Annotated in this window: 21 protein-coding genes and 3 pseudogenes; 4 read left to right on the top strand and 20 right to left on the bottom strand. The window is 61.0% G+C overall.

Features of this window, described 5'->3' with window-relative positions:
• Nucleotides 1–2 precede the first annotated feature (2 nt).
• Both KFO72_RS02685 and KFO72_RS02680 read right to left on the bottom strand, forming a co-directional pair.
• On the bottom strand, nucleotides 3–1,277 hold the full coding sequence (locus KFO72_RS02685; protein ID WP_054932140.1) for a hypothetical protein: 1,275 nt from the start codon (nucleotides 1,275–1,277) through the stop codon (nucleotides 3–5).
• Between the two features lie 7 nt (nucleotides 1,278–1,284).
• Nucleotides 1,285–2,433, bottom strand: a complete 1,149-nt coding sequence (locus KFO72_RS02680; RefSeq protein WP_225031327.1) for an SGNH/GDSL hydrolase family protein — start codon at nucleotides 2,431–2,433, stop codon at nucleotides 1,285–1,287.
• Between the two features lie 502 nt (nucleotides 2,434–2,935).
• Between KFO72_RS02680 and KFO72_RS42405 the strand changes: the two are divergent.
• Nucleotides 2,936–3,121, top strand: a pseudogene (locus tag KFO72_RS42405) (integrase); the annotation flags it as partial.
• Nucleotides 3,122–3,202: 81 nt separating this feature from the next.
• Here KFO72_RS42405 and KFO72_RS02670 read toward each other — a convergent pair.
• The 4 genes and pseudogenes from KFO72_RS02670 to KFO72_RS02655 form a co-directional block, all read right to left on the bottom strand.
• Nucleotides 3,203–3,304: pseudogene (locus KFO72_RS02670) on the bottom strand (cold-shock protein); the annotation flags it as partial.
• 282 nt (nucleotides 3,305–3,586) lie between these two features.
• Nucleotides 3,587–3,958: a nuclear transport factor 2 family protein gene (locus KFO72_RS02665; protein WP_176053462.1), complete on the bottom strand. Its 372-nt coding sequence runs from the start codon at nucleotides 3,956–3,958 to the stop codon at nucleotides 3,587–3,589.
• A 57-nt stretch (nucleotides 3,959–4,015) separates the two neighbouring features.
• Complete coding sequence (locus KFO72_RS02660) at nucleotides 4,016–4,615, bottom strand: zinc-binding dehydrogenase (RefSeq protein WP_225031326.1); 600 nt, start codon at nucleotides 4,613–4,615, stop codon at nucleotides 4,016–4,018.
• Nucleotides 4,616–4,662: 47 nt separating this feature from the next.
• Nucleotides 4,663–5,037: an alcohol dehydrogenase catalytic domain-containing protein gene (locus tag KFO72_RS02655; protein WP_225031325.1), complete on the bottom strand. Its 375-nt coding sequence runs from the start codon at nucleotides 5,035–5,037 to the stop codon at nucleotides 4,663–4,665.
• An 86-nt stretch (nucleotides 5,038–5,123) separates the two neighbouring features.
• Between KFO72_RS02655 and KFO72_RS02650 the strand changes: the two genes are divergently transcribed.
• A complete protein-coding gene (locus tag KFO72_RS02650) occupies nucleotides 5,124–5,669 on the top strand; it encodes a TetR/AcrR family transcriptional regulator (RefSeq protein ID WP_224099312.1) in 546 nt (181 codons plus the stop codon).
• Nucleotides 5,670–5,829: 160 nt separating this feature from the next.
• Here KFO72_RS02650 and KFO72_RS02645 read toward each other — a convergent pair whose 3' ends face one another.
• Nucleotides 5,830–6,465 (bottom strand): TetR/AcrR family transcriptional regulator, encoded by a 636-nt coding sequence (locus KFO72_RS02645; RefSeq protein WP_063786992.1) that lies wholly within the window; start codon nucleotides 6,463–6,465, stop codon nucleotides 5,830–5,832.
• 344 nt (nucleotides 6,466–6,809) lie between these two features.
• Between KFO72_RS02645 and KFO72_RS02640 the strand changes: the two genes are divergently transcribed.
• Nucleotides 6,810–7,427, top strand: a complete 618-nt coding sequence (locus tag KFO72_RS02640; protein ID WP_054932134.1) for an NAD(P)-dependent oxidoreductase — start codon at nucleotides 6,810–6,812, stop codon at nucleotides 7,425–7,427.
• 270 nt (nucleotides 7,428–7,697) lie between these two features.
• On the opposite strand, the gene KFO72_RS02635 is transcribed toward KFO72_RS02640, so the two are convergent.
• The 6 genes and pseudogenes from KFO72_RS02635 to KFO72_RS02610 form a co-directional block, all read right to left on the bottom strand.
• Nucleotides 7,698–8,159, bottom strand: coding sequence for a Type 1 glutamine amidotransferase-like domain-containing protein (locus KFO72_RS02635; RefSeq protein WP_318248419.1), 462 nt, complete (start codon nucleotides 8,157–8,159; stop codon nucleotides 7,698–7,700).
• Between the two features lie 372 nt (nucleotides 8,160–8,531).
• Nucleotides 8,532–9,068: pseudogene (locus KFO72_RS02630) on the bottom strand (ATP phosphoribosyltransferase regulatory subunit); the annotation flags it as partial.
• Nucleotides 9,069–9,338: 270 nt separating this feature from the next.
• On the bottom strand, nucleotides 9,339–10,466 hold the full coding sequence (locus KFO72_RS02625; RefSeq protein ID WP_263627256.1) for an ABC transporter permease: 1,128 nt from the start codon (nucleotides 10,464–10,466) through the stop codon (nucleotides 9,339–9,341).
• A 2-nt stretch (nucleotides 10,467–10,468) separates the two neighbouring features.
• On the bottom strand, nucleotides 10,469–13,246 hold the full coding sequence (gene rbbA / locus KFO72_RS02620) for a ribosome-associated ATPase/putative transporter RbbA (RefSeq protein WP_225031361.1): 2,778 nt from the start codon (nucleotides 13,244–13,246) through the stop codon (nucleotides 10,469–10,471).
• A gap of 5 nt (nucleotides 13,247–13,251) precedes the next feature.
• A complete protein-coding gene (locus KFO72_RS02615) occupies nucleotides 13,252–14,322 on the bottom strand; it encodes an HlyD family secretion protein (protein ID WP_225031324.1) in 1,071 nt (356 codons plus the stop codon).
• Nucleotides 14,319–15,821, bottom strand: coding sequence for an efflux transporter outer membrane subunit (locus KFO72_RS02610; RefSeq protein WP_060608000.1), 1,503 nt, complete (start codon nucleotides 15,819–15,821; stop codon nucleotides 14,319–14,321). The genes KFO72_RS02615 and KFO72_RS02610 overlap by 4 nt, the downstream gene beginning before the upstream one ends.
• A 1,289-nt stretch (nucleotides 15,822–17,110) precedes the next feature.
• Between KFO72_RS02610 and KFO72_RS42400 the strand changes: the two genes are divergently transcribed.
• Entirely contained in the window at nucleotides 17,111–17,392 is a 282-nt protein-coding gene (locus tag KFO72_RS42400) for a universal stress protein (protein WP_412101751.1), read from the top strand.
• 120 nt (nucleotides 17,393–17,512) lie between these two features.
• Here KFO72_RS42400 and KFO72_RS02600 read toward each other — a convergent pair whose 3' ends face one another.
• Genes KFO72_RS02600 through hyfB form a run of 7 tightly spaced genes read right to left on the bottom strand, consistent with a single transcriptional unit; the run spans nucleotide 17,513 to nucleotide 25,147 of the window.
• Complete coding sequence (locus KFO72_RS02600) at nucleotides 17,513–17,953, bottom strand: hypothetical protein (RefSeq protein ID WP_062917949.1); 441 nt, start codon at nucleotides 17,951–17,953, stop codon at nucleotides 17,513–17,515.
• 19 nt (nucleotides 17,954–17,972) lie between these two features.
• The gene (locus tag KFO72_RS02595; RefSeq protein WP_225031323.1) at nucleotides 17,973–18,503 is read right to left on the bottom strand and encodes an NADH-quinone oxidoreductase subunit B family protein; all 531 of its coding nucleotides are present in this window, start codon (nucleotides 18,501–18,503) and stop codon (nucleotides 17,973–17,975) included.
• Nucleotides 18,503–20,065 carry an NADH-quinone oxidoreductase subunit C gene (locus KFO72_RS02590; protein WP_225031322.1) on the bottom strand — a complete coding sequence of 521 codons (1,563 nt, stop codon included), beginning with the start codon at nucleotides 20,063–20,065 and terminating at the stop codon, nucleotides 18,503–18,505. The genes KFO72_RS02595 and KFO72_RS02590 overlap by 1 nt, the downstream gene beginning before the upstream one ends.
• 3 nt (nucleotides 20,066–20,068) lie before the next feature.
• Nucleotides 20,069–21,529: a hydrogenase 4 subunit F gene (locus KFO72_RS02585; RefSeq protein ID WP_062917946.1), complete on the bottom strand. Its 1,461-nt coding sequence runs from the start codon at nucleotides 21,527–21,529 to the stop codon at nucleotides 20,069–20,071.
• The gene (locus tag KFO72_RS02580; RefSeq protein ID WP_054932125.1) at nucleotides 21,522–22,190 is read right to left on the bottom strand and encodes a hypothetical protein; all 669 of its coding nucleotides are present in this window, start codon (nucleotides 22,188–22,190) and stop codon (nucleotides 21,522–21,524) included. The genes KFO72_RS02585 and KFO72_RS02580 overlap by 8 nt, the downstream gene beginning before the upstream one ends.
• The gene (locus KFO72_RS02575; RefSeq protein ID WP_060607988.1) at nucleotides 22,191–23,141 is read right to left on the bottom strand and encodes a respiratory chain complex I subunit 1 family protein; all 951 of its coding nucleotides are present in this window, start codon (nucleotides 23,139–23,141) and stop codon (nucleotides 22,191–22,193) included.
• Complete coding sequence (gene hyfB, locus KFO72_RS02570; protein ID WP_225031321.1) at nucleotides 23,138–25,147, bottom strand: hydrogenase 4 subunit B; 2,010 nt, start codon at nucleotides 25,145–25,147, stop codon at nucleotides 23,138–23,140. Before hyfB ends, KFO72_RS02575 begins: the two co-directional genes overlap by 4 nt.
• Nucleotides 25,148–25,200: the final 53 nt, after the last annotated feature.

The following is a 25,200-nucleotide window of genomic DNA, read 5'->3' as shown; positions in this document are numbered from 1 at the left end:
CTCTACGATCGAACGCCGCTTGCTGTGAATTTTCGTGTCTGACGCGACCCTGGTGTTCTTCCGTTGTACTGGATGTATTCATACCCGGCAGTATCCATGACGCCACGCGGATGCATCCCTGCATATGATTCTTCCAGTTCACGCGTAACGATGCGCCCGCGTGTCAGCGGCAAACCGCCAATCAGCACATCGCGCGGTTCGCTATACGTGATCAGTTCGATAAAGTCCCGGCTGCCGGCGTTTTCCTCAAGGCCATCTGGCCGATCAAACAGGCACAGATCTGCTTTCATGTTTGCCGCTATCTGCCCGATATCGGCTATGCCTAACGCCCGGGCCGCAGAGCACGTCAATGCATCGACCATGAAGTCATCGAGGGTCGCCGCTTTCTCCGGTTGATGGGTCAGCGCGGACGACAGCGCCGTCAGCGACCTGTAGCGACTACCACGCACCGTGGTATGTCGGTCGATCGAGAACGCCAACGCGCGATCCTTCAACGACAAGCGAGCAAAGCGCTCTTCCAGCAGCCATTCGCTGACGGCCCCAGGTGCGCAAACCAGGGTCGCGGCCGACTCATTCACCATCGCGACATCGCATCGGGACAGCTGTGAGAGATTGAAAATAGTTGCCTGTGACAGCAGCGACAAGTACGAGAGCAGTCCCACCTCCGTGAAGTAGCGCGTTTCCTTATAGAGCATCGCGTCCGTCGCCGTCGAACTGAGTCGGACGCAGAGCCGGCTCCCGAGCCGCTCAGCAACCCGAGCGGCGGCAACGAGCGTTGCGGCAGATCCGACCTCGCCAGGCACGACTGCAGGCATGAACGTGCAGTATTGCCGCCTGAACGAATGGCTCAAGCGCACAATGCCTTCCAGCATTCGTGCGCCCGCTTCCGCGCCGTTCGCGCTGCCGCCATCTTCAGTGAGTTCAACATAGAAGAGGCGGCGCGGCCCGTGCGCTTCGTCGGATGCTGCGCAATCTGCAGGGTTCCTGAAAAAAATGCCCGCCGTGGTGACCCCATATGAGGCAAGTTGCAGTGAATAGCCGCTCCAATCCTGATGAGCCGGCGTCGCGTCGGCTTCGATCAAGCCGGGAAGACAGACGGTTGAATCGCCCGGCATCAGGCAGGCACGCTGCGACGTGTGTGGCGGCATCACCCCCGCGATGCGCCCGCCTTCGATCTCTATGTCACCGCGCACAAAGCGATGCCGGCGGGAATCGAAGTACAAGGTATCGACGATTGCCCACGTTCTTTCGCACGTGCCCGACTCCAGAACGTCCATGTGTCCCTCATGTGGCAATGCCTTGCGAGGGGGACGCCCGTCCCGCGCCCGGCTCCCGCTTAACAGAATCGACGTGCCTTGACCTCTCTTCCTCGTCAACGATTCCGGAAGCTGCATCGTGCATCGAACCATCGTCAATCTGCACGCCCGCTCGCAGCAACGGCGCAACGACCTTCGCCAGTGCGCGTCCCATGAGCTGGTGCGCAACTGGGGTGTAATGGCAGTCCATCCGGAAACGCAACTGTCGCCTTTTGTTGGCTGGAAATCGCTGGAAGTCGTCGAGAACGTGATAAATGAGAACGTCGATCGACTTGGCGAGTTCGTCAAAACGCATGCGGATATTCTTGTAGCTTGCGGTTTCCTCGACGTACTGATACACCGGCATGACAACGATAACAGCAGGCACTGAAAGTTCGGATACCCACTTTGCGAGGATAGCCTGCATGAGCTTCCAGCTATCATTGCTCGCGGCGCTGTACTCTGGCAGGGGTTGGAATCTAGTTATCCGCTGGCAAAGATCCTTGAAATCAGGGCCGATCCTGTTGACCATCCTGCGCAGACTCGAACGCACCGACGCCATGCCGCCTCCCGATGGGAGGGACACGTGCCTGTACGGGGGCGGAACGGGGATGCCTCTCAGGCTCAAATCATTGCCGGCCGTAAGTTCGAACCACGGCTTGGGCACACGAATCGCCTCGCCTGCGCGGTCCGCCCAATCGCGTTCGCGAACCATGTTGCGTTGGATGTTCTCCACAAGCACGCTAATAACGACGGCGTCGTAGTCGATCTGACCGGAATATTGCTGGAAGACCAGGTATTGCTGGTCAGTACCGCTGCCGCTCAGACCGAAGTTGAGTACCTCGGTATCGGCCAGTTGCTGCTCCAGAATGTCCGTATACCGTTTGCCGTTGCTGACGCCATCGCCCGCGGTGTAGGAATCGCCGAAAACCAGCACACGATGTGCAGTGTGCTTGCGGTGAGTCACCGGGTGATCACAGCGAAAACCGTCGCGATTGGTTTTCACAAGATATCCGCCACCCTCATGGGGAATCCTAAGCTTAAGGCCCGGCGCGAAACGGTAGCCTAAAATCGGATCGTAGCGCATCAAGCGCCGATGCAGACCGGGCGACTCTCCATCCTGTGTGTGCTCGCTCATGATCGTCTCGTCTCCTGATTCCCGGGTGTTCGCCCCCGCTTCCACAGTTTCGACAAATCATCTATGACGTCCCACATTGCATGTCGCAGAGGATGCGTCTCCTCTGCTTCTATCGTTCAGTCTCCACGCTATCCCCGTGAAACACTTGAATCGATTTCGTCCCGTGCACCGAAGTCCACGGGTCTTCTCTCGTTGTCTGCCTCGACGTTAAGACGCTTGCGCAACTTCGCGACAACGCCAGCGTCGCCGCGCTCGAATTCACGCACTGAGCGAGCCCGCTGGCAGCCGTATCGCTCGCGACTGCTCTACCTCGTTGGGTCGTCTGCTTATTCATGTGCCCGACATATCACCGGCGCTCAATTTTCATAACATACAAGCACGTTTTGCCATTCGATCGCCATACGCTAGTCGAAATCGGCAAATTTTTACGGAGTTTTCGTTCGCTGTTTAAAACACGAACGGCGTGAAAGGAGGGACAGCACGCACAAACCCGATCTGGGTTTCCGGGCAGCTCGAAGCATTCAAAGAGTGGATATCGATAACAATTCTAGGCGCGCTGTTCCGCTGGCCCGTCGAGCAGCGCTATGTGCTCGCCAATCCGTTTGCAGGTATCAAGGTGCGCGGCAGCAGTCCGACCGCGCTCGACGCCTCGCGCGCTTTTACGGACGGCGAATGGGCGCTGGTGCGCACGCCTTGCGTCCGGGAATATGCAGCTTTCGCCCCGCGCTGCAACGCGGTCTTCAGGTTGCCGTGCGACCCGCACGACCGGTCATACAGGTTTGATGTTCGCAGCCTGCTTGCCCTTCGGCCCCATCTTGACGTCGAAGATCACTTGCTGGTTTTCCTGCAGGGATTTGAAACCTTCAGTCTCAGATACGAAGCTTGCCCACGGACGATCGGCGAACTACTGGCGAAAACTACAGTGCCATGCCCGGGTGTCGGCGAACCATGCACAGCTTTTCAGATGCTTGACGTCGACTGCACCGGATGACTCTTGCCGGCGTTGCTGGATGCCCCTTCGCGACCGACAGGGTGAGGTCGCCAACGGCCGCTTTAACGTGCTCCAGTGCGCAAATCTCTGATTCGGCTGACTGACCGCTTTGGACGGGATCGTCTGGCTGTAGTAGGTCGAGTGTGCCGGTTCTTCCTTTCCCTAACGGCAGCCTCCTGCTTGAGTTGGAAGCGCCAGAGTCACCTCCTCAATCTTGCGAAAGCGACCATCGTGGCCTAGCTGCGCGAAGAGGTACACTTCTTGAAGCACGCGTTCTCCATCGCGCATACAGAGATCAATCATATGTCGCTCCGCATAGTGGCTACCGACGAAAAGTTCGTCGTATATGGTGATGGTGGCTTGATCGACGATGCTGCGAAGGTGGTCCATGCGAGCCTGAAATGCGGAGTATTCGACCCAATCTCCGTTGACTCGTTGACGGAAGCCTGGATCGAAGTGCCGTTCGAGCGCTTCCGTCGTTGTCAGCCGCGGATTGTTGAACAGGTCATCGATTGCACGCTTGATCGTGGTCATTTTGGCTAGATCTTCGTCGTTGGGTGAGTAGTCGCATCCTGCCCATTCTGTTTTTCATCAAAGCACTTTCAAGACGAGCTTGCCTTGGATGTGTCCACGTGCTGCCCGCTCATGTGCTTTATTCGCTTCCGCAAGAGGAAAAGTGCTATCGGTCACAGGACGAATCGCGCCTGTACTGAGCAAGCGGCCCAGTTCCGCAAGCTGCGAGCCATTTGAGCGGACTTGAGTTGCTGAAACGGTCACGCCGAGTTTGTTCGCCTCTTCGGCTTCCGAAAATCCAAGGGGAAAGATGGGGAACAGGGCGCCGCCACGCTTGATCGTTCGCAGGAACCGCCCTGTAGTCGGTCCGCCAACCGCATCAACGACGAGGTCCACGTCGCGAACGACATCTTCGGGTGTGGTTCTGGTGTAGTCGATGGTGTCGTCTGCACCAAGCTCGCGCAAGAGTGTCTCGTGCTTGCCGGACGCGACCGCAATCACGCGCGCGCCCTTTAGTTTGGCGACCTGCACCGCAAAATGACCAACGCCGCCCGCCGCTCCGTTCACGAGTACGGTCTTTCCATCAAGCTCAACCGGCACATGCCGATTCACCTGCAGCGGATTAGGTTCGTCATGACCAAGATCGACAAGGAACTGCCATGCAGTGAGCAGTGACATCGGCGTACTTGCGGCTTGGACGTGGTCGATGCCGCCTGGTTTGAGTGCTATCTGGGAAGCCGGTACGCTGACGTATTCCGCATAGCCTCTGCTGCCCCCCCGGCAAGACCGGTGGGGAATCTCACCATCGCAAACACCTCGTCCCCGATGGAAAATCCGTTGACGTCCTCGGCGATCGCGTTAACAACACCGGAAATATCCGTTCCGAGGACCAGCGGGAACGTCACCTGTGGCTGCCATTCGGGCGGCAACATCTTGTATCCGTCGCGAAGATACCAATCCGGTGGGTTGATACCCACCGCATGTACGCGCACAAGAACTTCACCTGCTTTTAGCACAGGCATCGGTGCGTCTTCGTAACGCAGGACATCCGGGCCGCCGAACTCATGTTGTTGAACTGCCTTCATCATTTTGGGCAACATCTCTTTCTCCTCGAGCCAAAATCGGCTATCGTTTCGGAACAGTGCTCCGAATATATGGAGCACTGTTCCGTTTGTCAAGGAGCTGTATGCGTTCGGATGCCCAACGAAACTTTAATCAACTGCTGAAGATCGCTCGTGAGGTCTTTGCCGAACAGGGAGCGGAAGCCTCGTTGCGGGATATTGCCCGGCGAGCCGAGGTTGGCCTCGGCACGCTGTATCGCCACTTCCCGACTCGCGAGGCTTTGCTCGATGCATTGTTGCGTTCGAGCTTCGACGAGCTGGCTCAGCGGGCCAAAAGTCTGGAAACGTCGAGTGCCTCCGATAAAGCGTTGGTGGCATGGCTGGAAGAAATCATTGCCTTCACTCATGAGCACCGCGGCATCATCGCGCCGATGATGGGTGCGATTGAGGAGCCAGAGTCGGCGCTGCATGCCTCATGTGTTGCTTTGCGCAGTGCGGGCGCCTCGCTTCTGGCTCGGGCGCAGAAAGATGGGAAGGCACGCGCCGATTTGGACGGTGCTGAACTTTTCGATATCATCGCGGCCCTCGCCTGGCTGCGCGAGCAGTCGTCGCACGCGTCTCGTGCAGACCGAATTTTCAAGGTCATAGTCAGTGCCATCCTGACCAATTGAACTGCATGAAGTGTCTCGGACCGATTGGAAGGAGCGCGAGGGAGGCAGCCAAGCAGGTAGCTCGGTGAAGTATCAGATTGCGTTCGTACGGTCCCTGGCGGCTCATGGGGGAGCATCGGGTCGACGTTACGCTATCGTCATCTCAAACCGCTTCGTCCATTCAAATCTTACTGATCTCCCGGAGCAGGTCGTCGCGCGCTCTTTCCGCGCGAAGCCGTTGATCTGCGTCCGTCGGTCCGGGAAGCCCCAGCAGCGCGCGCAGCAGTTCAGGTCCGACAATTCTTTCCACGAACAAGCTGCCTAGCCGACGGCGTTCCTGCTCGGTTAAGCCTGCGGTTTTTTCCATCGTGGAGAGCGCCCATGTAATCGCGCTCTCCAAACGCCCTACAAATCCACCGTATGCCAACTCGGCCAATCTGGGGAAGCGCGGCGCTTCGGCGAGAACGACTCGTAACAGCGCAACGCTGTCCTTTTCGATGAGGGTCGCCTGCATGTGCAGCGCCGATTCTACGAGAGCCTGTTCCATAGGCATTGCAAGGATGCCCTCAAGCGCGGCTCGTTCCACGTCATCAGCCGGCTCGCATGCATTCGAAATCACAGCGTGAAACAGATCCTCTTTGTTCTTCGCGTGCCGATACAGCGTCATGATCGAGACATTGGCCGATTTTGCAATGGCCTCCATGCTTGTGCCGGCATAGCCATTCTCCAGGAATGACGTTTTCGCGGCAGCGAGAATGGCCGCCCGCTTCCGCGTCATTAACTTTGCCTTGGGATGGTCGGTCGACCATGCTCTCATGCCTTGCACCTCCAAACGATAGGCTGTATTATCGCCACATAGACGATATGATACCCTATCGTATCGTTGACACAGGCCGTGCTTCGGCTGCAAGCCGTGTGCGTACCGACTCGTCGCGAGAAGCAAACGTCATCTGATACAACGCAGGCCGACAGTCATCCCTCGAATAAGAGGGACGCGCGCAATTACGCGTCCGTGTGTCGGTCTGACCTCGCGTCACACTCAAAACTATTGGCGCCCTTCCTAAGTAATACTGACTTCACGTGATGGGAGTGGCGGGGAACAGGGTTATGAATCGGCAAACAGCAGGCCGAATTTCCATTTCTTCACAAGCGAGGATAGTCATGAAAGTGTTGTTGATCGGCGCCACCGGGGGCACAGGCGGAGAAATCCTTCCCCGGTTGCTTGCGGCGGGCCATTGCGTTAAAGCTCCGGCGCGACGACCGGAAGCCGTTGGGACCGTGCACGAAAATCTGCAGATAGTTGCAGGCAGTGTGCTCGATCCCGATTTGATGGATCAAGTCATGCAGGGACAAGATGCTGTTATATCCGCCTTTGGTCCGCGCTCGCTGAAAGTTAGTCACGTTCAGGAAGTCTTGATGCGTAATATCCTGGCTTCGATGAAACGGCACGGTGTCAGACGGTTTGTGAACCTTTCAGCATGGGGTGCGCAGGAATCGCATAAGCGTATCAACGTAATGCAAACCGTCCTGCAAGGGGTGCTCTTGAGAAACATTTTCGCCGACAAAAAGCGCGCCGAACATCTACTATTTGCTTCGGACATTGACTATGTGAACGTCTGTCCGGGTCGCCTGTTGAACAAACCTCAGCGTGGCGGTGTCAGGGCATCTATTGACGGCTCGAGGATAAGCCACAGTATGACCCGTGCCGACCTGGCAGAATGGATGGTCGGGCAACTCACAAGCGACTCGTGGCTGCGGCAGTCACCCATCATTGGTTAGACGAGGGCCCCAGTGCAGCCACAACCAATTGTCCGTCGAGCTCCTGGTGAGAGTGAATGGCCGTTATAGTTCGGAAGTTGCCGAGTCAGTTGCGGTCGCTCGACCGTCGGCTCAGTGTCCGGAATTCGCGTTGCCGACTGGCCGCTTTCAGGCAGCGAAAAACCAATGGCCGCTTTCCGGCGATAATTTCAGAGAGCCGACTGCCGCATCCCGACCCACAACGGACACTCGCGATTCCCAATACCGTCATTCGGAACGGCACGCTACGGGCTATCGATCTCGCTCCGCGAATTGTCTCTTACAAATTGCCTCACTGTCTTTCAAGGTTCTGTATTCCATATCGTGGCGTTCATAGAATGCGACCTCCTGACCGACCTTGTGCGACTCGGGATGATCGGATTGAAAATGCACGACGAGAGAAAATGGCAAGATCCCAAGCCCGTCCCAGACTACGGCCGGATCGTATCCAGGCGGAACTTCGATCGGGTCGCTGACGTGATCGAGTGCGTGCAGCGTGCTAGACGCGATGACTGCTGCTGCACTGAATCCCGAGTAGACGATCCTGTCGTGTCTCAGCGATTCCGCTATCGCGAGATCGAATCTGCTCTGCTTCATCGCTCTGCGAAGTATGAACGCGTTCCCACCATTGACCCACACCGCGTCGAACTGCGCGAGAGTGTCGACTAGGCGATCAGTTCTTCCGAAGAAATGCCGAAGATCGAGTTCTTGCACCGCGAACCCAAGTGCTCGAACTTTGATTGTCTGACTCTCCAGCCATTGCGCGCACTAGTTCGCGGTGTTCAAGCGCATTGACGACGATTCCCGCCCGCAATTGACCTCCGACCAGGCTGACGAGTTGTTCTGGTCTGGCGCCCACATCGAAGGATGAAAGGTATATGCGCACTGCGAAGCCTCCAGTGAACAAAAAGAGAATTTCTGGATTGCCCCCGACTCCTCCTCGATACGGTTGGCCGAGACCGAGCCACCAAGGACGATCGAGTTACGGAAGGCGGACAATCACGCCATCGCTCGGCTACGTTTGACTGGCGATATCAGACTCGCGAGACTATCCCTAGCCGCAAGCTGCGTCGGCATTGGAGTTCGTTACACAAGCCCTTGATCGGTCATCGCCAACAATAGTCGTTCAGCGCCGATGCCGAAACCGGCTTCCTCCCGATAGGCGCCGCCACCAGCCACTTGCTGTTGTGCCCCGAGTTCCGTAAAGCGCATTTCGAAGCCCCGACCGTTCAGATAGTAAATAAGGCCTCTGCGCGCCGAATCGTCGATTTCATAGCGAATGCCGAGTGAATCGAAAAAGCCGATCGCAACTTCCTGGCTGCGCTTGACCGCGAATTCTGGGTTGAGGCATAAACACTCAAATCCAAGCTCGGAGAATTCGCGGTAGCGGCCGGCTTGAGGTCGTTCGTAGCGATAGCATCGAGCGATATAAAACAACATTCGCTCCCGTTGTCGGCCCAGCAACTCGCTGCATCGCTTCTGGAACCGTGCCGTTGCCTCAGGAATCAGGCAGCAGGCGTGTCCCTTCTTATCGGGAAAGGCCCACGTCTGGTCGATGATCTCGCTGCCGCCGGCTTTTTGAATGAATGTATCTTGCGACCACAGCGCGGGGACAATCGCCTCCTCTACTCCATTGTCCTGCTATGGGCGTAACGAACCACGGCGCATCGAGTGACGACCGTGATGATAACGAGGTTGGTTCGAGACGAGACAGGGTTCCATGTCAGCAATATTGGCACATCAATTGTGACCTGTGAACCGCTCCGCATGTGACGAGGTCCGCAGCGCGATCTCAACGGCCCAAACGAGTCACGCGGCTAAAGGTTGTCGACGACTTGAACGGGCTTGCGAAGCGACCCGGCTGTTCCGGTCGGCGAACTTCTCGCGGGCCAGCTAGGCCATCTGGTTGATGGTTTTGCGAAACCTGCGCAGCGATAGGGCGAACAGCGTCGTGCCAATCGCGATCAATGCGCAGAAAGGCCGCCACACCACGTCGATGCCCGCGCCGCGGTAAAGTATTGCCTGACCCAGTTCGACGAAGTGCGTGGTGGGTGCCGCGAGCATGATGTCCTGAACGATTTGCGGCATACTCTCCCGTGGAGTGATGCTGCCCGACAGCATCTGCAACGGCAGCAGCACGAGCACGATCAGCATGCCGAACTGCGGCATGCTGCGAGCGAGCGTCGCGAGGAAAATGCCCATCGACGTCGTCGCGAACAGGTGCAGCGCGGCGCCCAGCATGAATAGCGCCACGGATCCCTCGACAGGCACGTGCAGCGCCCCCCGTACAACGAACGTCAGCGAGAACGCAGCGGCAGCGAGAACGACGAGCCCCATCGACCAGACCTTCGAAAGCATGATTTCCGCCGGCGTCACGGGCATGACCAGCAAATGTTCAATGGTGCCGTGCTCGCGCTCCCGGATAAGCGCCGCACCGGTGAGAATGATCGACAGCATCGTGACGCTGTTGATTATCTCCATTAATGCGCCGAATCGCACATGTTCGAGGTTCGGGTTGAAACGCATGTGTATGGCGATATCGACGGGCGGCGTCGCATTCGCCCGATAGTGTCGCGCGAACGTATCGACCTCGCTACTCACGATCTGCTGCACGTAGCCGCTGCCGGTGAACGCCTGACTCATCCGGGTCGCATCGACATTCAGCTGGATGACGGCGCGCCGGCCCGCGAGGATGTCGCGCTGGAAATTCGGCGGGATGTCGAGCGCGAAAGTGTATGTGCCGGTGTCGAGACCCCGGTCGACGGCCGATGCCGAAATGAGCGCGGGCGTGTCGAACTGCGGCGGAAAAAATGCCTCGACTATCCGCGCCGAAAGCGGCGACGCGTCCTCGTCGACCACCGCGATCGGCGCCTTGTGCAGCGTATCGGGTTGCGCTGTCGCGGCCGAGTAGATCGATACGGTGAACGTGTAGACGATCAGCACGAGCATGATCGGATCGCGGCGCAGGCTCCACAGTTCCTTGATGCCGAGCCGGTAGATGTTCGAGAACCTGCGTATCATCGTCACGTCTCCTGCTTGCGCAGCATCGCCATCGTCACCAGCATCACCACGGGTATCGTGACGAGCAGCGGCCAGAACTGTGTCCGCAATTCGTCGAAGCCCAGCGCCTTGTTGAATACGCCGCGGCTAATCGTGAACATGTAACCTGCGGGATAGATGTGTCCGATGACCCGGCCGCTGCCTTCCATCGAAGAAAGCGGATTGATCAGCCCCGCGAACTGGATCGTCGGCACCATGGTGCCGACGATGGTGAGAAAAATGGCGGCAATCTGGCTGCGCGTGAATGTGGACGCAAGGAGCCCAAGGCTGGTCGCCACGATGCTGAAGACAAGAACGGCCGCAAGCAGCGTGATGAAGCTGCCCTTCACGGGAACGCCGAACGCGAAGCGCGCAATCAGTGTCATCAGCAGGAAGTTGACGAGCGCGAGCAGCACGTACGGCACCTGCTTGCCGAGCAGAAATTCCGCACGCGTGACGGGCGTGACGTACAGGTTCACGATCGAACCCAATTCCCGTTCGCGCACGACCGCAAGCGCGGTCAGCATCGCCGGCAGCATCAGCAGCAGCATCGGAATGATCGCGGGCACCATTGCCGGAAGGCTTCTCACGTCGGGGTTGTAGCGAAAGCGCGTCTCGATGTCGAGCCGGGCGGCAGGCGCAGCGCCGAGCCGGTGCTGCGCCTGATCTGCGAGCCAGGCCGCGTGCATGCCTTGAACGTAGCCGCGGATCGTCTCCGCTCGCTGCGGCATCGCGCCGTCTATCCACGCGCCTATCTCGACCGGTCTACCGCGCTGCAGGTCGCGTGCGAAGTCCGGCGGTATCTCGACGGCGAGCGAGAGCCGGCCGCTGCGCATGCGCCTGTCGACGTCGTCGTAGTCGGCAAGCGGCGCCTGCTGAACGAAGTAGCGCGAGCCCGAGATGTTCAGCGCGTAGTCGCGGCTCAGTTCGGTCTGGTCACGGTCGAGCACCGCGAAGCTGAGCTTTTCGACGTCCAAATTGATGCCAAAGCCCATGACGCACATCAGGACGAGCGAGCCTAGCAGCGCGAGCGTCGCGCGCACCGGGTCGCGCCGCAGCTCGAGCCCTTCGCGCCACATGTAACTGAGCATCCGCATCGGGCTGAAGCGGCGCTGGCTGGTCGCGCGGGCGGCCGCTTCGCGCGGCGGGGCAATCGTCGTGCCCCGCGACGCGATATCAATGGCCGGCTCGCCGCCCGCATCGACCAGATAGCCGATGAATGCCGCTTCGAGCGTTGCCGCGCGGCGCGCACGCACGAGCGCGTCCGGCGCGTCGCTGGCGAGCACCTTCCCGGCGTGCATCAGCGAGATGCGATCGCAGCGCTCCGCTTCGTTCATGAAGTGCGTCGAGATGAAGATCGTCACGCGGTCGCGGCGGGCCAGATCGAGCATCAGCTGCCAGAAGCTGTCGCGCGCAATCGGGTCCACCCCCGAGGTCGGTTCGTCGAGAATCAGCAGTTCCGGCTTGTGCACCATCGCCACCGCGAGCGACAGGCGCTGCCTGACGCCCAGCGGCAGGTTCGCGGGCAGCGTGTCGAGCACGTGCGCGAGGCCGAAGCGGTTCACCATTTCGTCGACGCGCGCGGGAATCTCGCGCTCGTTCACATGGAACAGCCGCGCATGGAGTATCAAGTTCTGCCGCACGGTGAGCTCGCCATACAGCGAGAACGCTTGCGACATGTAGCCGACGCGTCGGCGCGTGTCGATATCGTCAGGATCCACCGGGTGCCCGAACAGCGTGGCGGAGCCTTCAGTAGCGGGCAGCAGTCCCGTCAGCATCTTCATCGTGGTCGACTTGCCGCAACCGTTCGAGCCAAGAAAGCCGAAGATCTCGCCTCTGCGGATGCGGAAGCTCACGTGGTCGACCGCGACGAAGTCGCCGAAACGCATCGTTAGATCATGGGCTTCGATCGCCAGGTCCGTTTCGTCGCCCGTCTGCAGCGGTGTGATCTGGACAGCGTGGTGCCCGCGTCGTCTCGCCTCAGGCAGCAACGCAATGAATGCTGCCTCAAGCGTGCGGCAGCCCGTTTGATCGAGAATCGCGGCCGGCGTGCCGGTCGCGAGCACGCGTCCGGCATCGAGCGCGACGAGCCAGTCGAAGCGCTTTGCTTCGTCCATATAGGCGGTGGCGACGATCACGCTCATCGCGGGATGCGTATCACGAATGCGCGCGATCAGGTTCCAGAACTGCGTGCGCGCGAGCGGATCCACACCCGTGGTCGGCTCGTCGAGAATCAGCAGGTCCGGGTCGTGAATCAGCGCGCAGCACAGCGCGAGCTTCTGCTTCATGCCGCCGGAGAGCTTGCCCGCTGGACGCGACAGAAACGGATAAAGCCCCGTGCTGCGCGTCAGATCGTCAACGCGGCGGCGGCGTTCGGCTGCGTCGTGGCCGAATAGCCGCGCGAAGAATTGCAGGTTCTCTTCGACCGACAGCGTCGGGTACAGATTCTTCCCCAGGCCCTGCGGCATGTACGCGATGCGCGGGCAGACGTGGTTGCGGTGGCGCGCCGACGCCATGTCGCCGCCCAGCGTTTCAACCGTGCCGTGCTGCACCTTGCGGGCGCCCGACGCCAGCGCGAGCAGGCTCGACTTGCCGACTCCGTCTGGCCCGATCAGGCCCACCATCCGCTTCGCGGGAATGTCGAGCGTGACGCCGTCGAGCGCGACCGTCTCGCGGAAGCGCAGTGTCACGTCATGCAGTCTCACGACCGGCGCGCCGCTCGCGTCGCCGCTACGGAGGTCGTCGGCGAGGCAGGGCAGCATGGCGCTCACTGCGGCACCCGGATCGACAGGTTCGCGGGCCACGGGACTCGCGAATCGATACGGACCCACGCGACACCCGGCAGCCCCGTCTTGACGAGCTTCAGATGCTGGAGCAGCAACTCGCGGCTGATGCGCGCCTTGACGCGAAACATCAGTTTCTGGCGCTCGTTCGCGGTTTCGACGGTCTTCGGCGTGAACTGCGCGGTGCTGGCAACAAACGTTATCGCGGCCGGGATCACGTAGTTGGGCGCGGCATCCAGCACCACGCGAACTTCGGCGCCGAGCGCGACCTTGCCGGCTACCGTCTCGGGCAGGAAAAAGGTCATGTAGACATCGGAGAGGTCGATCATGTTGAGGACCGTCCCGCCCGCTGCGAGCACCTCGCCAGGCTCCGCGACGCGGTACTGCACGCGGCCGTCGCGCGGCGCGGTGAGTTCGCTGTCGACGATATCGGCATTGACCCGCGCGATAGTGGCCTGAGCGGCAACCACCATCGAACGCGCCGCGACGAGCTGCGCGCGGGCCGCGTCGATCGCGGCCGTCGCGGTCGCGACCTGCGCGACGGCGGCGTTCACTGCTGCCTCGGTGCTGCGCATCCGCGCGCGGTCGTCGTCGAGTTCCTGCATCGACGAAGCGCCTTCGCGCGACAGCGTTTCCGAGCGCGCGAGCTTGCGTTGCGCGGCGTCGAGTTCGGCTTCGCGCTGCGTCACGAGCGCCCGAGCCGCGGCCTTGTCGCTCACGCGCTGCGCGACCTGCGCCTCGACGCTCGCCGCGTTGTTGATCGCCTGCTGATGCTGCGCGCGCGCTTCGTCGAGTTGTGCTTCGAGCACGGTGACCTGCATCCTCGCAAGCGGCTGGCCCGCTTTCACGAAGTCGCCTTCGTCGACATAGAGGCTGTCGACGCGGCCGGCGAGCTTCGTCGCGACGTCGATTTCGGTCGCCTCGACACGGCCGTTGCCACTCGCGAACGCGTCGCCCGGGCCGTCCGTGTGCAATCGCGTCCACGCATAATAGCCGGCAGCGGCGACGAGCATCGCTGCGACGGCAATCAGTCTTTTTGTTGTTGCAACGTTCATTGCGACGGGTCCTGTGAGGTCGAATGTCCGGCTATCGACGGCGGCTGGCCGGCCCGGGCCTCGTGCTCCAGATTGCCGCCCAGCGCCGAGTAGAGCGCGACTCGGCTCGACAGTAGCGCCCTGCGGGTCTGCACGAGCGCCTGCTGCGCGTCCAGCAGATCGCGCTGTGCGTCGAGTACTTCGAGGAACGGCGTCGCGCCGCTGTCGTATCGCAGCCGTGCAAGCCGCGCGCGCTCGGTCTGCGCATCGAGGGTCGCGCGTGCCGATTGAACCTGGTCGGCCAGCCACACGCGTGCCGACAACGCATCGGCCACGTCACGAAACGCGGACTGAATGCTTTTTTCGTACTGCGCGAGCGCCTCTTTCTGGCGCGCCTCTTCGAGATCCAGGTTGCTGCGGTTACGTCCCGCGTCGAAGACCGGCAACGACACGCTCGGCAGAAAGATCCACGCGCCGGTGCTGGACGAAAACAGGTCCTGAAGCGCGGTACTGCTGGTGCCGATCGTGCTGGTCAGCGTGATGCGCGGGAAAAAGGCCGCGCGCGCCGCGCCGATGTTCGCATCGGCTGCGCGCAGCTGATGTTCGGCGGCGACGATGTCGGGGCGATTTTCCAGCAATTGCGATGGCAGGCCCGCACCGAGATCGGCCCGAATGCTGTTGTCGTCCAGTGGTGCCGGCGGCGACAGCGCCGTCGGCGAGCCGACGAGCACGTCGAGCGCATGAGCATCGGTGGCACGCTGCTGCTGTAGCTGTGCGGCGAGAGTACGCGCCTGTTCAAGCAGAATCTGCGACTGCGTCAGGTCGAGCCTCGACGTCGCGCCGACCTCGTATCGCCGCCGGAAGATACGTAAGGATTCCGTGCGGGTCGCAATCGTCTGGCGCGCGATTGCAATGCGCTCGTCGAACTCGCGTAGCAGAAGGTAAGCGTCGGCGACCTGCCTGATCAGCGTAAGGGCGGCGGCGCGCCGCGATGCGTCGCTGGCCAGATAGTTTTCGAGCGCGGCATCCTTCAGGTTGCGCACGCGTCCCCAGAAGTCGAGTTCCCAGTTGCTTTCCGTCAGGCTCACGCTATAGCCTGCGCCGTCGATCGGCTGGCTGCCCAGGATGCCGCCCGGCGTCCGGAAGCGGATGTACGACCCACCCGCCTGGATGGTAGGGAATTGATCGGCGCGGCGTACACCGTATGCGGCGCGCGCCTCTTCGACACGCTGCACTGCGATGCGCAGGTCGCGGTTATGCTCGAGCGCCTGCGCGATCAGGGCCTGAAGCTGCGGGTCCGGAAAATAGTCGCGCCAAGCCATGTCGGCGGCAGTTGACTGGCCCGCGTCAGGCGCGTCGGTCGGCCACGAGGGGGCGACCGGCAATATCGGGCGTTCATATTGCGGCGCGAGCGACAGGCAAGCAGACAGTGATAGCGACAGCGCGAGCGCCATGACGGCCGCGTGCAGCCGACAGGCATACTGCTTCAGGCGTTCGCTGGGAGCGGCATCGTTGCGCATGGCATAGCTGCAGGTAGGCTATTCGCATCGCATCGCCCCATCCGCGCACAAGCGGTGATGCATTTGGCAGACGGGCAGCGACGAGCAGGTTCTGCGCCTATGGTGCCGCGTCCTGGCCGCGCGTCGTTGACGCAAGTCAACGGGCCAGCCGGCCAGCGGGGAATGAGCGGAATTCTGTTGGAGATGGCGTTCGAACGTCTCTGCAGAGAGGCTGGACAATGTCCGAAAGTGCCCGCACACGGTCCTACCGTTAGCCGACGACAGATGCTGTCGTCGGCCCGACTGCATCCGGCAGAAATCGACCTTGTTATTTGATAGCGAAGCCCGACGGCTGTCGTACGCTGTACCGCGAGGGGTATCGTCGACCATTCTGGTGCCACCGAGCGAGAGCGGGATAGTCTCGAAATGGCCCGGCCACGTCCAATTCCAATTGCGCATGAGGATCATGCACAAAAAATACATAACGTCGAATGAACGCTGATGCGGCGGCCGTTAAAGCGTCTATATGAAATGATGTCTGTCGGCAGGCACGCGAGCCGGCATAGCGGAGCTGCCGCGAGCCGCGTGAGTCATTTAGAGTTCGGAATCGGCGAAGAGTGTTTTCAGGGCTTGGGGCGATGCATCGCGCAATGTGGCAACCGCAACGGCAGCGTTCTGCTCGCGCTCTGTACGGACAACGCGAGCGTCGCGCGCGATTCGTCAATTGTGCGCACGAAATACATCGCGGCGGCACTGTCAGGTTAAATTGCTTACACTACTGCCCGGAAAGCGCCGCCAGGTTTTGACTCTGGCGCTTCGTCGCGTTTGATCTTGCCGCCTGGCAACGTCCATCTCGCGCCCGCTCGGGCGACCAGCAGAATGCGGTCGTCGCCATGCTTAACATCCGGCGATGCCACCTCGCTGCAGATTTATCAACGGTGTCCGGAGCAGTCTCCGTGCGAATGTTTCAGGCACCCTCTAAACTCGCAAACTGCCATTCTTTCAATCAGCCGACCATACCGAGGGCAGTCGTTCCGGTTCAGGCGGCAGACGGAACGCGGTAGACATTGAGTCTGGCCGCAGAGGATTATCATGTTCACGCATCTACTCGTGGCGACGGACGGCTCGGTACTCTCAAAATCCGATGTCCTGCTGACAGTGTCACTCGCCAGCGAAAACATGGCGAAAATGACGGCGCTTCACGTTATACCGGAGTTCCACTTTTTGCGTACGGCACGGAACTGCTTGCAGACACTGAGGAACGATTTCTTTAGGTCGCCCAGTAGCACGCGGATGACTACCTCGGAGCGGTGAAGAAAGAAGCGAGCCTCGCCGGCGTTGAATGCGAGACTATAACGGCGACGCGAGCGCATCCGTATGAAGCTATTATCAGCGTCGCAATACAGCAGAAATGCGATCTCATCGTGATGGCCTCTCATGGTCGTCGCGGGAATCGGTCACTGCTGCTCGGCAGCGAGACGCAGAAGGTACTCACGCACAGCGACATTCCCGTGCTGGTGGTCCAGTCGTCTGTGACGCTTGAGGCGGTCAGCGGAAAGGAACACGGTACGCCCAGAGACTCAGGGCAGTAGACAAACCAGATGTTCATCGTGGCGCTGGCTACTATCCGGCTTGCATCACCACGATGTCGCAGACCGACCGGAGAGGCAGAGATCAGAGACAGTTGAACCGTGCGCCGACCGTCCCGATGCTCAGTCCACGCGACCGCTACGAATTGCCCAGATGGCCGCGACGGCAAGGAAAACCAGGCATGAGCTCCACTGGGTCAACACGCTTGACCATGCCAGTGAGGGATTCGTTGTCGCTTCAGCGTGGCCGGCCAGATACAGGAGACTGCCAGAGGGCAACTGCATCTGCTTTTCCACCAACCACCATTTCAGCGTCAGGACGATCGACGCCAGTCCGCTGCCCACAAGAACGGCACCCAGCATTGGGGCATGACGCGCTGGCGCCCCGCCCGATTCAACGCCGTGGCCAATGTGCCACACGACAGCGCCAGTAACTGCTATCGAGAGAGCGACAAACCAGCCCGGAAACCTCAGGCCAACTGCCACCAGGAACCCCGCAAGCGTGACGAGCTGCGGCCACGTGCCGCGCACCACTGCCAGGCAGACTGCTCCCAAGCGGTCCACTATTTCTCTCCTGCAATGATTACGGCGCGCGTACGTCCGGCCTCGAACGCAGCGCCGTGAGAATGCCTCTTAACAGCTCGACCGGTGGTGGCGGACAGCCTGGAATGGCCACGTCCACGGGAAACAGATTGGACAGCGGCCCGCACACGGCATAGCTGTCCCTGAAGATGCCACCCGTGCATGCGCAATCGCCTGCTGCAACCACGAGCTTTGGATGGGGTGTCGCGTCCCATACCCGTCGGACCGCTTCCTTCATGTTCAGCGTGAGCGGACCGGTGACCAGCAGCATGTCCGCATGACGCGGACTCGCGACGAACTTGATGCCGAGACCCTCGATGTTGTAGTAAGGGTTATTCAGCGCGTGAATTTCCAGTTCGCATCCATTGCATGAGCCCGCATCGACCTGGCGAATGCACAGCGCGCGACCAAGCACGTCGAGAATCTCCCGCTGTATCTGTTGCTGATGCGAGGTTGTCCACGCATCGTTCGTGTCCGGGACGGAACCGGCAGGAATGTCTGTCCGTGCGATCTGTTTGAGAAGTTGCCACATTACAGGTCGTGTCCCGCGTAGTTCAGGTTGAACGATTTGTTGATCAGCGGGAAATCGGGAACGATATTGCCGATGATCGCGTGCTCCAGCGCCGGCCAGTTCTGCCACGATGGGTCATGGCAATGACACCGGGAAATGGTCCCGTTTTCACCCGTCTCGATGGCCACGAACACATCACCGCGCCAACCTTCGACCCAGCCGACACCGCAGGATGGCGACTGGCCGGTTTCGACCGGCGTGACGACGGCGCCGTCAGGCAGACCGTCGAGGAGCACGCCAATCAGCCGCAACGACTCGTAGACCTCGTTGAACCGCACGGCGACGCGAGCAGCCACGTCGCCCCGGTTGTCGCACACCATTTGAGGCTGGACTTCGTGATACGGCGCGTAAGGATGATCAACGCGGACGTCGATGCCAAGACCGCTCGCCCGCGCCGCCAGACCGCACACACTGAAATGCGTGGCCACGTTCGTCTGGAGCTTGCCTGCACCTGCAAAGCGATCCTGTAATCCCGATTGCTCTTCGTAGATGCGCTGCATCACGCGGACCGCGTCTTCGGTTCGCTCGCACTGGTCAGTGACGGCCTCGATGAACTCCACAGCCATATCGCGCGCCACCCCACCGGGCACGATCTGGTCCATCAGATAGCGATGTCCGAATACCCGGTCGTTCAGACGCAGCCAGTCTTCCTTCAGCCTGGAGAACTGCGCGAGCCCATAGGCGAAGCCGGCATCGTTGCCAAGCGCGCCGAGATCGCCCAGATGATTGCCGATACGCTCACGTTCGAGCAACAGGGCACGCAACCACTGCGCGCGTGGCGGCACAAAGACGTTCAGTGCGCGTTCCGCGGCCATGCAATAAGCCCACGAGAAAGCGACCGTCGTGTCGCCCGCAATCCGTCCCGCCAGACGATGTCCGAGCAGCAACGGCGTCTGCCCGAACAGCCGCTCGATGCCGCGATGCGTATAACCGAGCCGCTCTTCCAGTCGCAACACCTTCTCACCGACGACGGAGAAGCGAAAGTGTCCCGGCTCGATAATGCCCGCATGTATCGGTCCCACCGCGATCTCATGAACACCGTCTCCAGCGACCTGCACGAACGGGTAGTCAGCTTCCTGCGATTCGAAGCGCTCGTTTCCGGACGACAGTTTCTGAAGCGGAAAATAGTCGGATGGCCAGTTGCCGTGATTCAGCCACGGTCGCGTGTCCGCCGCGCCCGTCGCGTACAGCCCGAGCAGATCGTGGACGGCACGCTGCATGCGCGACGCACATGGAAAGATGCTGGACAGATCCGGATAGCTTGCCGCGCCTTCATTACCCATCGCGACAGGCAACCGCACCCACAACAGGCCATCCTGCATCGCATAGGCTGCCGACATCACGCATGTGCCCGCACCCGCTTCTGCACCCCACAACGAGATCAGCCGGTCGCCCCCCTCTCGCGCTGTGCTGGCGATGCGGACCCACGTTGCGGCGTCGGTGTGTGCCAGCCAGGCAGATGCCCGGCCGGCCGACGCCGATATCCGCGTAAGGTCCGAAAGTCCGAGTGAGTCGATCCGCATGCGTCACCCCGCAATCATCGCTGCCGCCTGCCGGTACCACGCGGCAAGATACGGCGGAATGTAAAGCCCCAGCATGAGACCGAGGCCCAGATGCACAAATACGGGCAGGAGTGCCGGCGGGTGTTCGAGCGGTGTTGCCGTCGTCTCGCCAAATACCATGTGCTGCACGCGCGCGAAGATGGTCGCGAACGCCACCGCAAGTGCGATCAGAAGCACAGGTGTCGCCCACGGCAGTTCGCTGATGGCCGTCGTCAGGATCAGGAACTCGCTCGCGAAGACGCCGAACGGCGGCATGCCGAGAATGGCCAGCGCACCCAGCATCATGCCCCACCCGACCGTCGGGCTCACGCGCAACAGCCCGCGAATGTCGTCGATCATCTGCGTGTGGGCCTTCTGGGCAGCATGGCCGACCGTGAAGAAGATCGCCGACTTGACGAGCGAATGCACGGTCATATGCAGCAGACCGGCGAATGTCGCGGTCGGCCCGCCCAGTCCGAAAGCGAACGTCATCAGGCCCATGTGTTCGATCGACGAATACGAGAACAGGCGCTTCACGTCTTTCTGCCGCAACAGCGAAAAGGTGGCGACCAGCACCGACACCAGTCCGAACCCGACCAGCAGGCGCCCCGGCAGACCGTTCTGCAGAGCCCCGTCGGCAAGCACCTTGCAACGTAATACCGCGTACAGCGCCACGTTGAGCAGCAGGCCGGAGAGCACGGCGGAAATCGGCGTAGGCCCTTCGGCGTGCGCGTCCGGCAACCAGTTGTGCATCGGAACGAGGCCGACCTTCGTGCCATAACCAATCAGCAGAAAAACAAACGCAAGCGACATGATGGTTGGGTCGAGCGCGCCCTTCACCGCACTCAGACTGGTCCAGAGCAAGGCATCGCCGCCCGTGAGCTGACGGCTTGCCGCAAGATAAAGCAGGATCGTGCCGAACAGCGCCTGCGCAATGCCGACCCCGCACAGGATGAAGTATTTCCACGCCGCTTCGAGACTGGCCGCCGTGCGATAGACGCTCACCAGCAGCACCGTCGCGAGCGTCGCGGCCTCCATCGCGACCCACAGGATGCCGACGTTGTTGGTGAGCAGCGCGAGCAGCATCGCGAACACGAACAGCTGATACATGCTGTGATAGAGACGCATACGCGCCGCCGTCATCTTGCCGCGCCCCTGCTCGATGCGCATGTACGGCCGCGAGAAAATCGACGTGGTCCAGCCGACGAACGCCGTCAGTGCAACGAGGAAGACGTTGAGGGGATCGACGAAGAAAAGCTTTCCGAGTGCAAAGGCCGGACCGTGGGCAACGGTTTGCGCGGCCAGCAGCATCGCCGCAATGAAGGTCAGGAAGCTGAAGGCTACGTTGAGTTCCGGCGCCAGATGGTGCTGTCCGACGAGTGCCAGACATCCGCCCGCGACGAGCGGAATGCCGAAGACCAGCAGCAGGATCCACGCTTCAGTCATCTTTGAGCTTTTCCAGGTGGTGGATGTCCAGGCTGTCGAACTGCTCGCGGATCTGGAACATGAAGACGCCGAGAATCAGGATGCCGACCAGCACGTCGAGCCCGATGCCGAGTTCGACGATCATCGGCATGCCGTTAGTCGCCGCTGCCGCCGCGAAGAAAAGGCCGTTCTCCATCGAAAGAAAGCCAATCACCTGTGGTATCGCCTTGGACCGCGTGATCATCATCATGAACGAGAGCAGCACGCACGCGAGCGCGATGCCGAGCGTGCCGCGCGCAACCGAAGACGCGAGCTGGCTGATCGGCGTCGCCACGTTGAACGCCACGATCACGAGCACGATTCCGATCAGCAGCGTCGTCGGGATATTGAGCAGTGTCTCGACATCGGTTTTGACGTTGAGGCGCTGCACCAGCCGGTAAAGAATCCACGGGATCAGGCCAACCTTGAGGACCAGTGTCAGCAGCGCGGAGACGTACAGATGAACGTCCTGCGAAACAAAGCCCAGCACGAAGTTCGCCGATACCAGCGCGATACCCTGCAGCGTGTAGAGGTGAATCAGCGACAGGATGCGGCGCTGGCTGAGCATCGCAAACGACACCATCAACAACACGGCCGCCAACAGGTTGATGATCTGCGTCGACAGACCGTGGAGACCGTGCATTCATGCCCCCAGCAGAAAGTGGACGAGCATGCCGATCACCGCGAGCAGAAAGGCCGTGGCGAGAAACTCCGGCACCCGGAAGATGCGCATCTTCGCGTTGGTCGTCTCCACCACGGCGAGCGCCACGCCGCCTACCAGCAGCTTGACGAACAGCGTTGGTATGGCGAGCAGCAGCGCGACGGGATTGCCGGCCTCCGCGATGCCCCAGGGCACGAACAGGGACAGCCCGATGCACGAGTAGGCAAACAGCTTGAGACTCGCCGCCCACTCCATCAGCGCGAGATGCCGCCCGGAATACTCGAGGATCAACGCCTCGTGAATCATGGTCAGTTCGAGATGCGTGGTCGGATTATCGACGGGCAATCGTGCGTTCTCGGCCAACGACACCATCGTGAACGCAATGCCCGCGAATGCGAGGCTCGGATAGATCGCAAGCTCCTGATGGCTCAGCGTGCCCACGATATGCGTGAGCAGCGTCGAGTGGGTAATCAGCGACGCGGAAAAAAGCACCATCAGCAGAGCCGGTTCCGCCAGGAACCCGACCAGCATCTCGCGACGCGCGCCCAGCGTGCCGAATGCCGTGCCGATATCCATTGCGGCGAGCGAGATTGCCACGCGCGCCAGCGCGAACAGCCCGACCAGGGCAACGGCGTCGGCAGCGGTCGACAACGGCAGATCGGTCGAGAGCGTCGGTACGATGGCGCACGCGAGCGTCATGCAGCCCCAGATCACGTATGGCGCACCGCGAAACACGGGGCTCGCGTGATGTGCGACGACCGATTCCTTGTTGAACAGCTTGTGCAGCATCCGGTACGGCTGCCAGATGGATGGCGCGCGACGGTTCTGCAGCCAGGCACGGCACATGTTGATCCAGCCCGTCAGCAGCGGAGCCGCCGCGAGCGCCAGCAGGATTTCGAGCAGCTGCGAGGTTAGTCCGGACAGCGTGATCATCGTCTGACCAGTATCAGCAGGACAATGAGCACAAGAAAGCTGTACATCAGATAGACAGCGATGCGGCCCGCCTGGAGCAGGCCGGCCAGTGCAGCGATGCGTCTGACAATGCGTTCGATGGGTTCGTAAAGCATCGCCCACGTGCGGTCCGTCACGGCGACGCGATATGTGGGGCGCGCGTCGAAGGGCGACGGGAGCTGCCGTTCGATCCTGAACAGTGGCGCGAAGATTTCGCGGATCGGCTGCCCGAACCCTTCGGCTGTATCCTGCATGCGCGCATTCACGAACGGATGGCCGCAAGCCCACGGACTCGCGCGGCGCAACCGCCCATGGTAGAACCGGCGCACCAGTATCCAGGCCAGCGCGCAGCAGCCGACGAAGAACAGCAGAAAGACCAATGGCATGTAACTCGCACGACCGATGTTCGTGGGCGCCAGCAGCAACCAGCCATTCCGGGCGACCGCCGGCCCGATGCCTGCGCCGATCAGCGCCTGCGTCACACGATCGAGCACGGCCACGAACTGCACGGGCAGCAAGCCAAGCAGCACGCACGTCGCCGCGAGCCATACGAAGCCGACACGCTCCCATGGGCTTGCGTCCCGCGCGTTACCAAGCTTTGGCTCGCGCGGCTGCCCGAGGAAGATGATCCCGAAGAACTTCACCATCGTATAACCGGCGAGCGCGGCAACGAGTGCGATCAGCGCCGCGACGAGCGGAACGATCATGTTCAGGAATGAGTCCGGCAGGTCGGGCGTGAACAGGAAGCTCTGCAACAGCAGCCATTCGGACACGAACCCGCTCAAGGGCGGCAGCCCAGCACTCGAAAGCGCGCCCAGCAATGCGACCCATGCGGTCCATGGCATGAACCGGATCAGTCCGCCCAGGCGTCCGAGATTGCGCTCACCCGTTGCATGCAGGACGGAGCCTGTCGATATGAACAGCAGGCTCTTGAACGCGGCATGGCTTGCGATCTGGTAGAGCAGCGCCGTCAGCGACAACGCGGCGAGCGCCGACATGTCGAACGCCCGGAACAGGACCGCGAGTCCCATGCTGACGAACATCAGACCGATGTTATCGACCGACGAGTAGGCGAGCAGCCGTTTCATGTCGGTCTGGATCGCACTGAATACAACGCCGAACAGCGAGGTGAAAAGGCCGAGCGCCAGCATCACGACACCCCACCATGCGATCTGTACGTGCATCAGGTCGAACACCGTCCGCAGCATGCCGTAAAGCCCTGCCTTCAGAACAAAACCGCTCATCAGTGCCGACACAGGCGAGGGTGCCGCCGGATGCGCCTCGGGCAACCAGACGTGCAACGGGAAAATCCCCGCCTTCGCCCCGAAGCCGAGCAGCGCCAGCGCGAACGCGATGGATGCCCAGAACATGTCCAGATGCTGTTGCCGCATGCCGGCAAACGTGTAGTCGCCCGTCCCCGCCTGCAACAGCCCGAAACACAGCAGCAGAGCGAGCGCGCCCACGTGCGAAATCAGGAAGTACAGGTAGCCGGCCCGCCGGATTTCGGGAATGCGATGGTTGCTCATGACGAGAAACGTCGCCGACAGCGTCATCGTTTCCCAGGCGACCATGAAGGCGTAGGCATCGTTTGCCACGAGGACGAGTGCGAGGCCCGCAAGGCACACGTGGTACTCGAAACAGAGCAGTCCGGGGGGCGTGCCTTCACCCTTGCGGAAATAGCCGGCGGAAAAGGCACTGATGCCTGCGCTAACCATGCCGAGTACAGCCAGGAAATATGCCGACAGCGCATCGAGCCTGACATGGAACGGCAGACCCGGCAGACCCAGTGGCAGGATCGCCTCTTGAGAAGGGGAAAAGATACTGGCAATACCCAGCGCGCAGAGCAGCAACCCAAACAATGCGCCTGCCGGGAACAGCGCGTGTGCAACGACTCGCGTTCGATGCAGACTTATGAGTCCCAGCACCCCGACAACGAGCCAACCGGCTATCACGGCAAGCACGAACGGAAGGATGGTGAGAGAGGCCATCGTGCGTCGCTCTGCGCTGTCTGCCTATTCGCGGCCTACAGCCGCATCAGACG

It is taken from the genome of Paraburkholderia sp. XV, from assembly GCF_020177535.1.
In the GTDB taxonomy this organism is placed as follows: Bacteria; Pseudomonadota; Gammaproteobacteria; order Burkholderiales; family Burkholderiaceae; genus Paraburkholderia; species Paraburkholderia caribensis.
The sequence above is the reverse complement of the archived record's forward strand: the minus strand, read 5'-3'. Positions and strand labels throughout refer to the sequence as shown.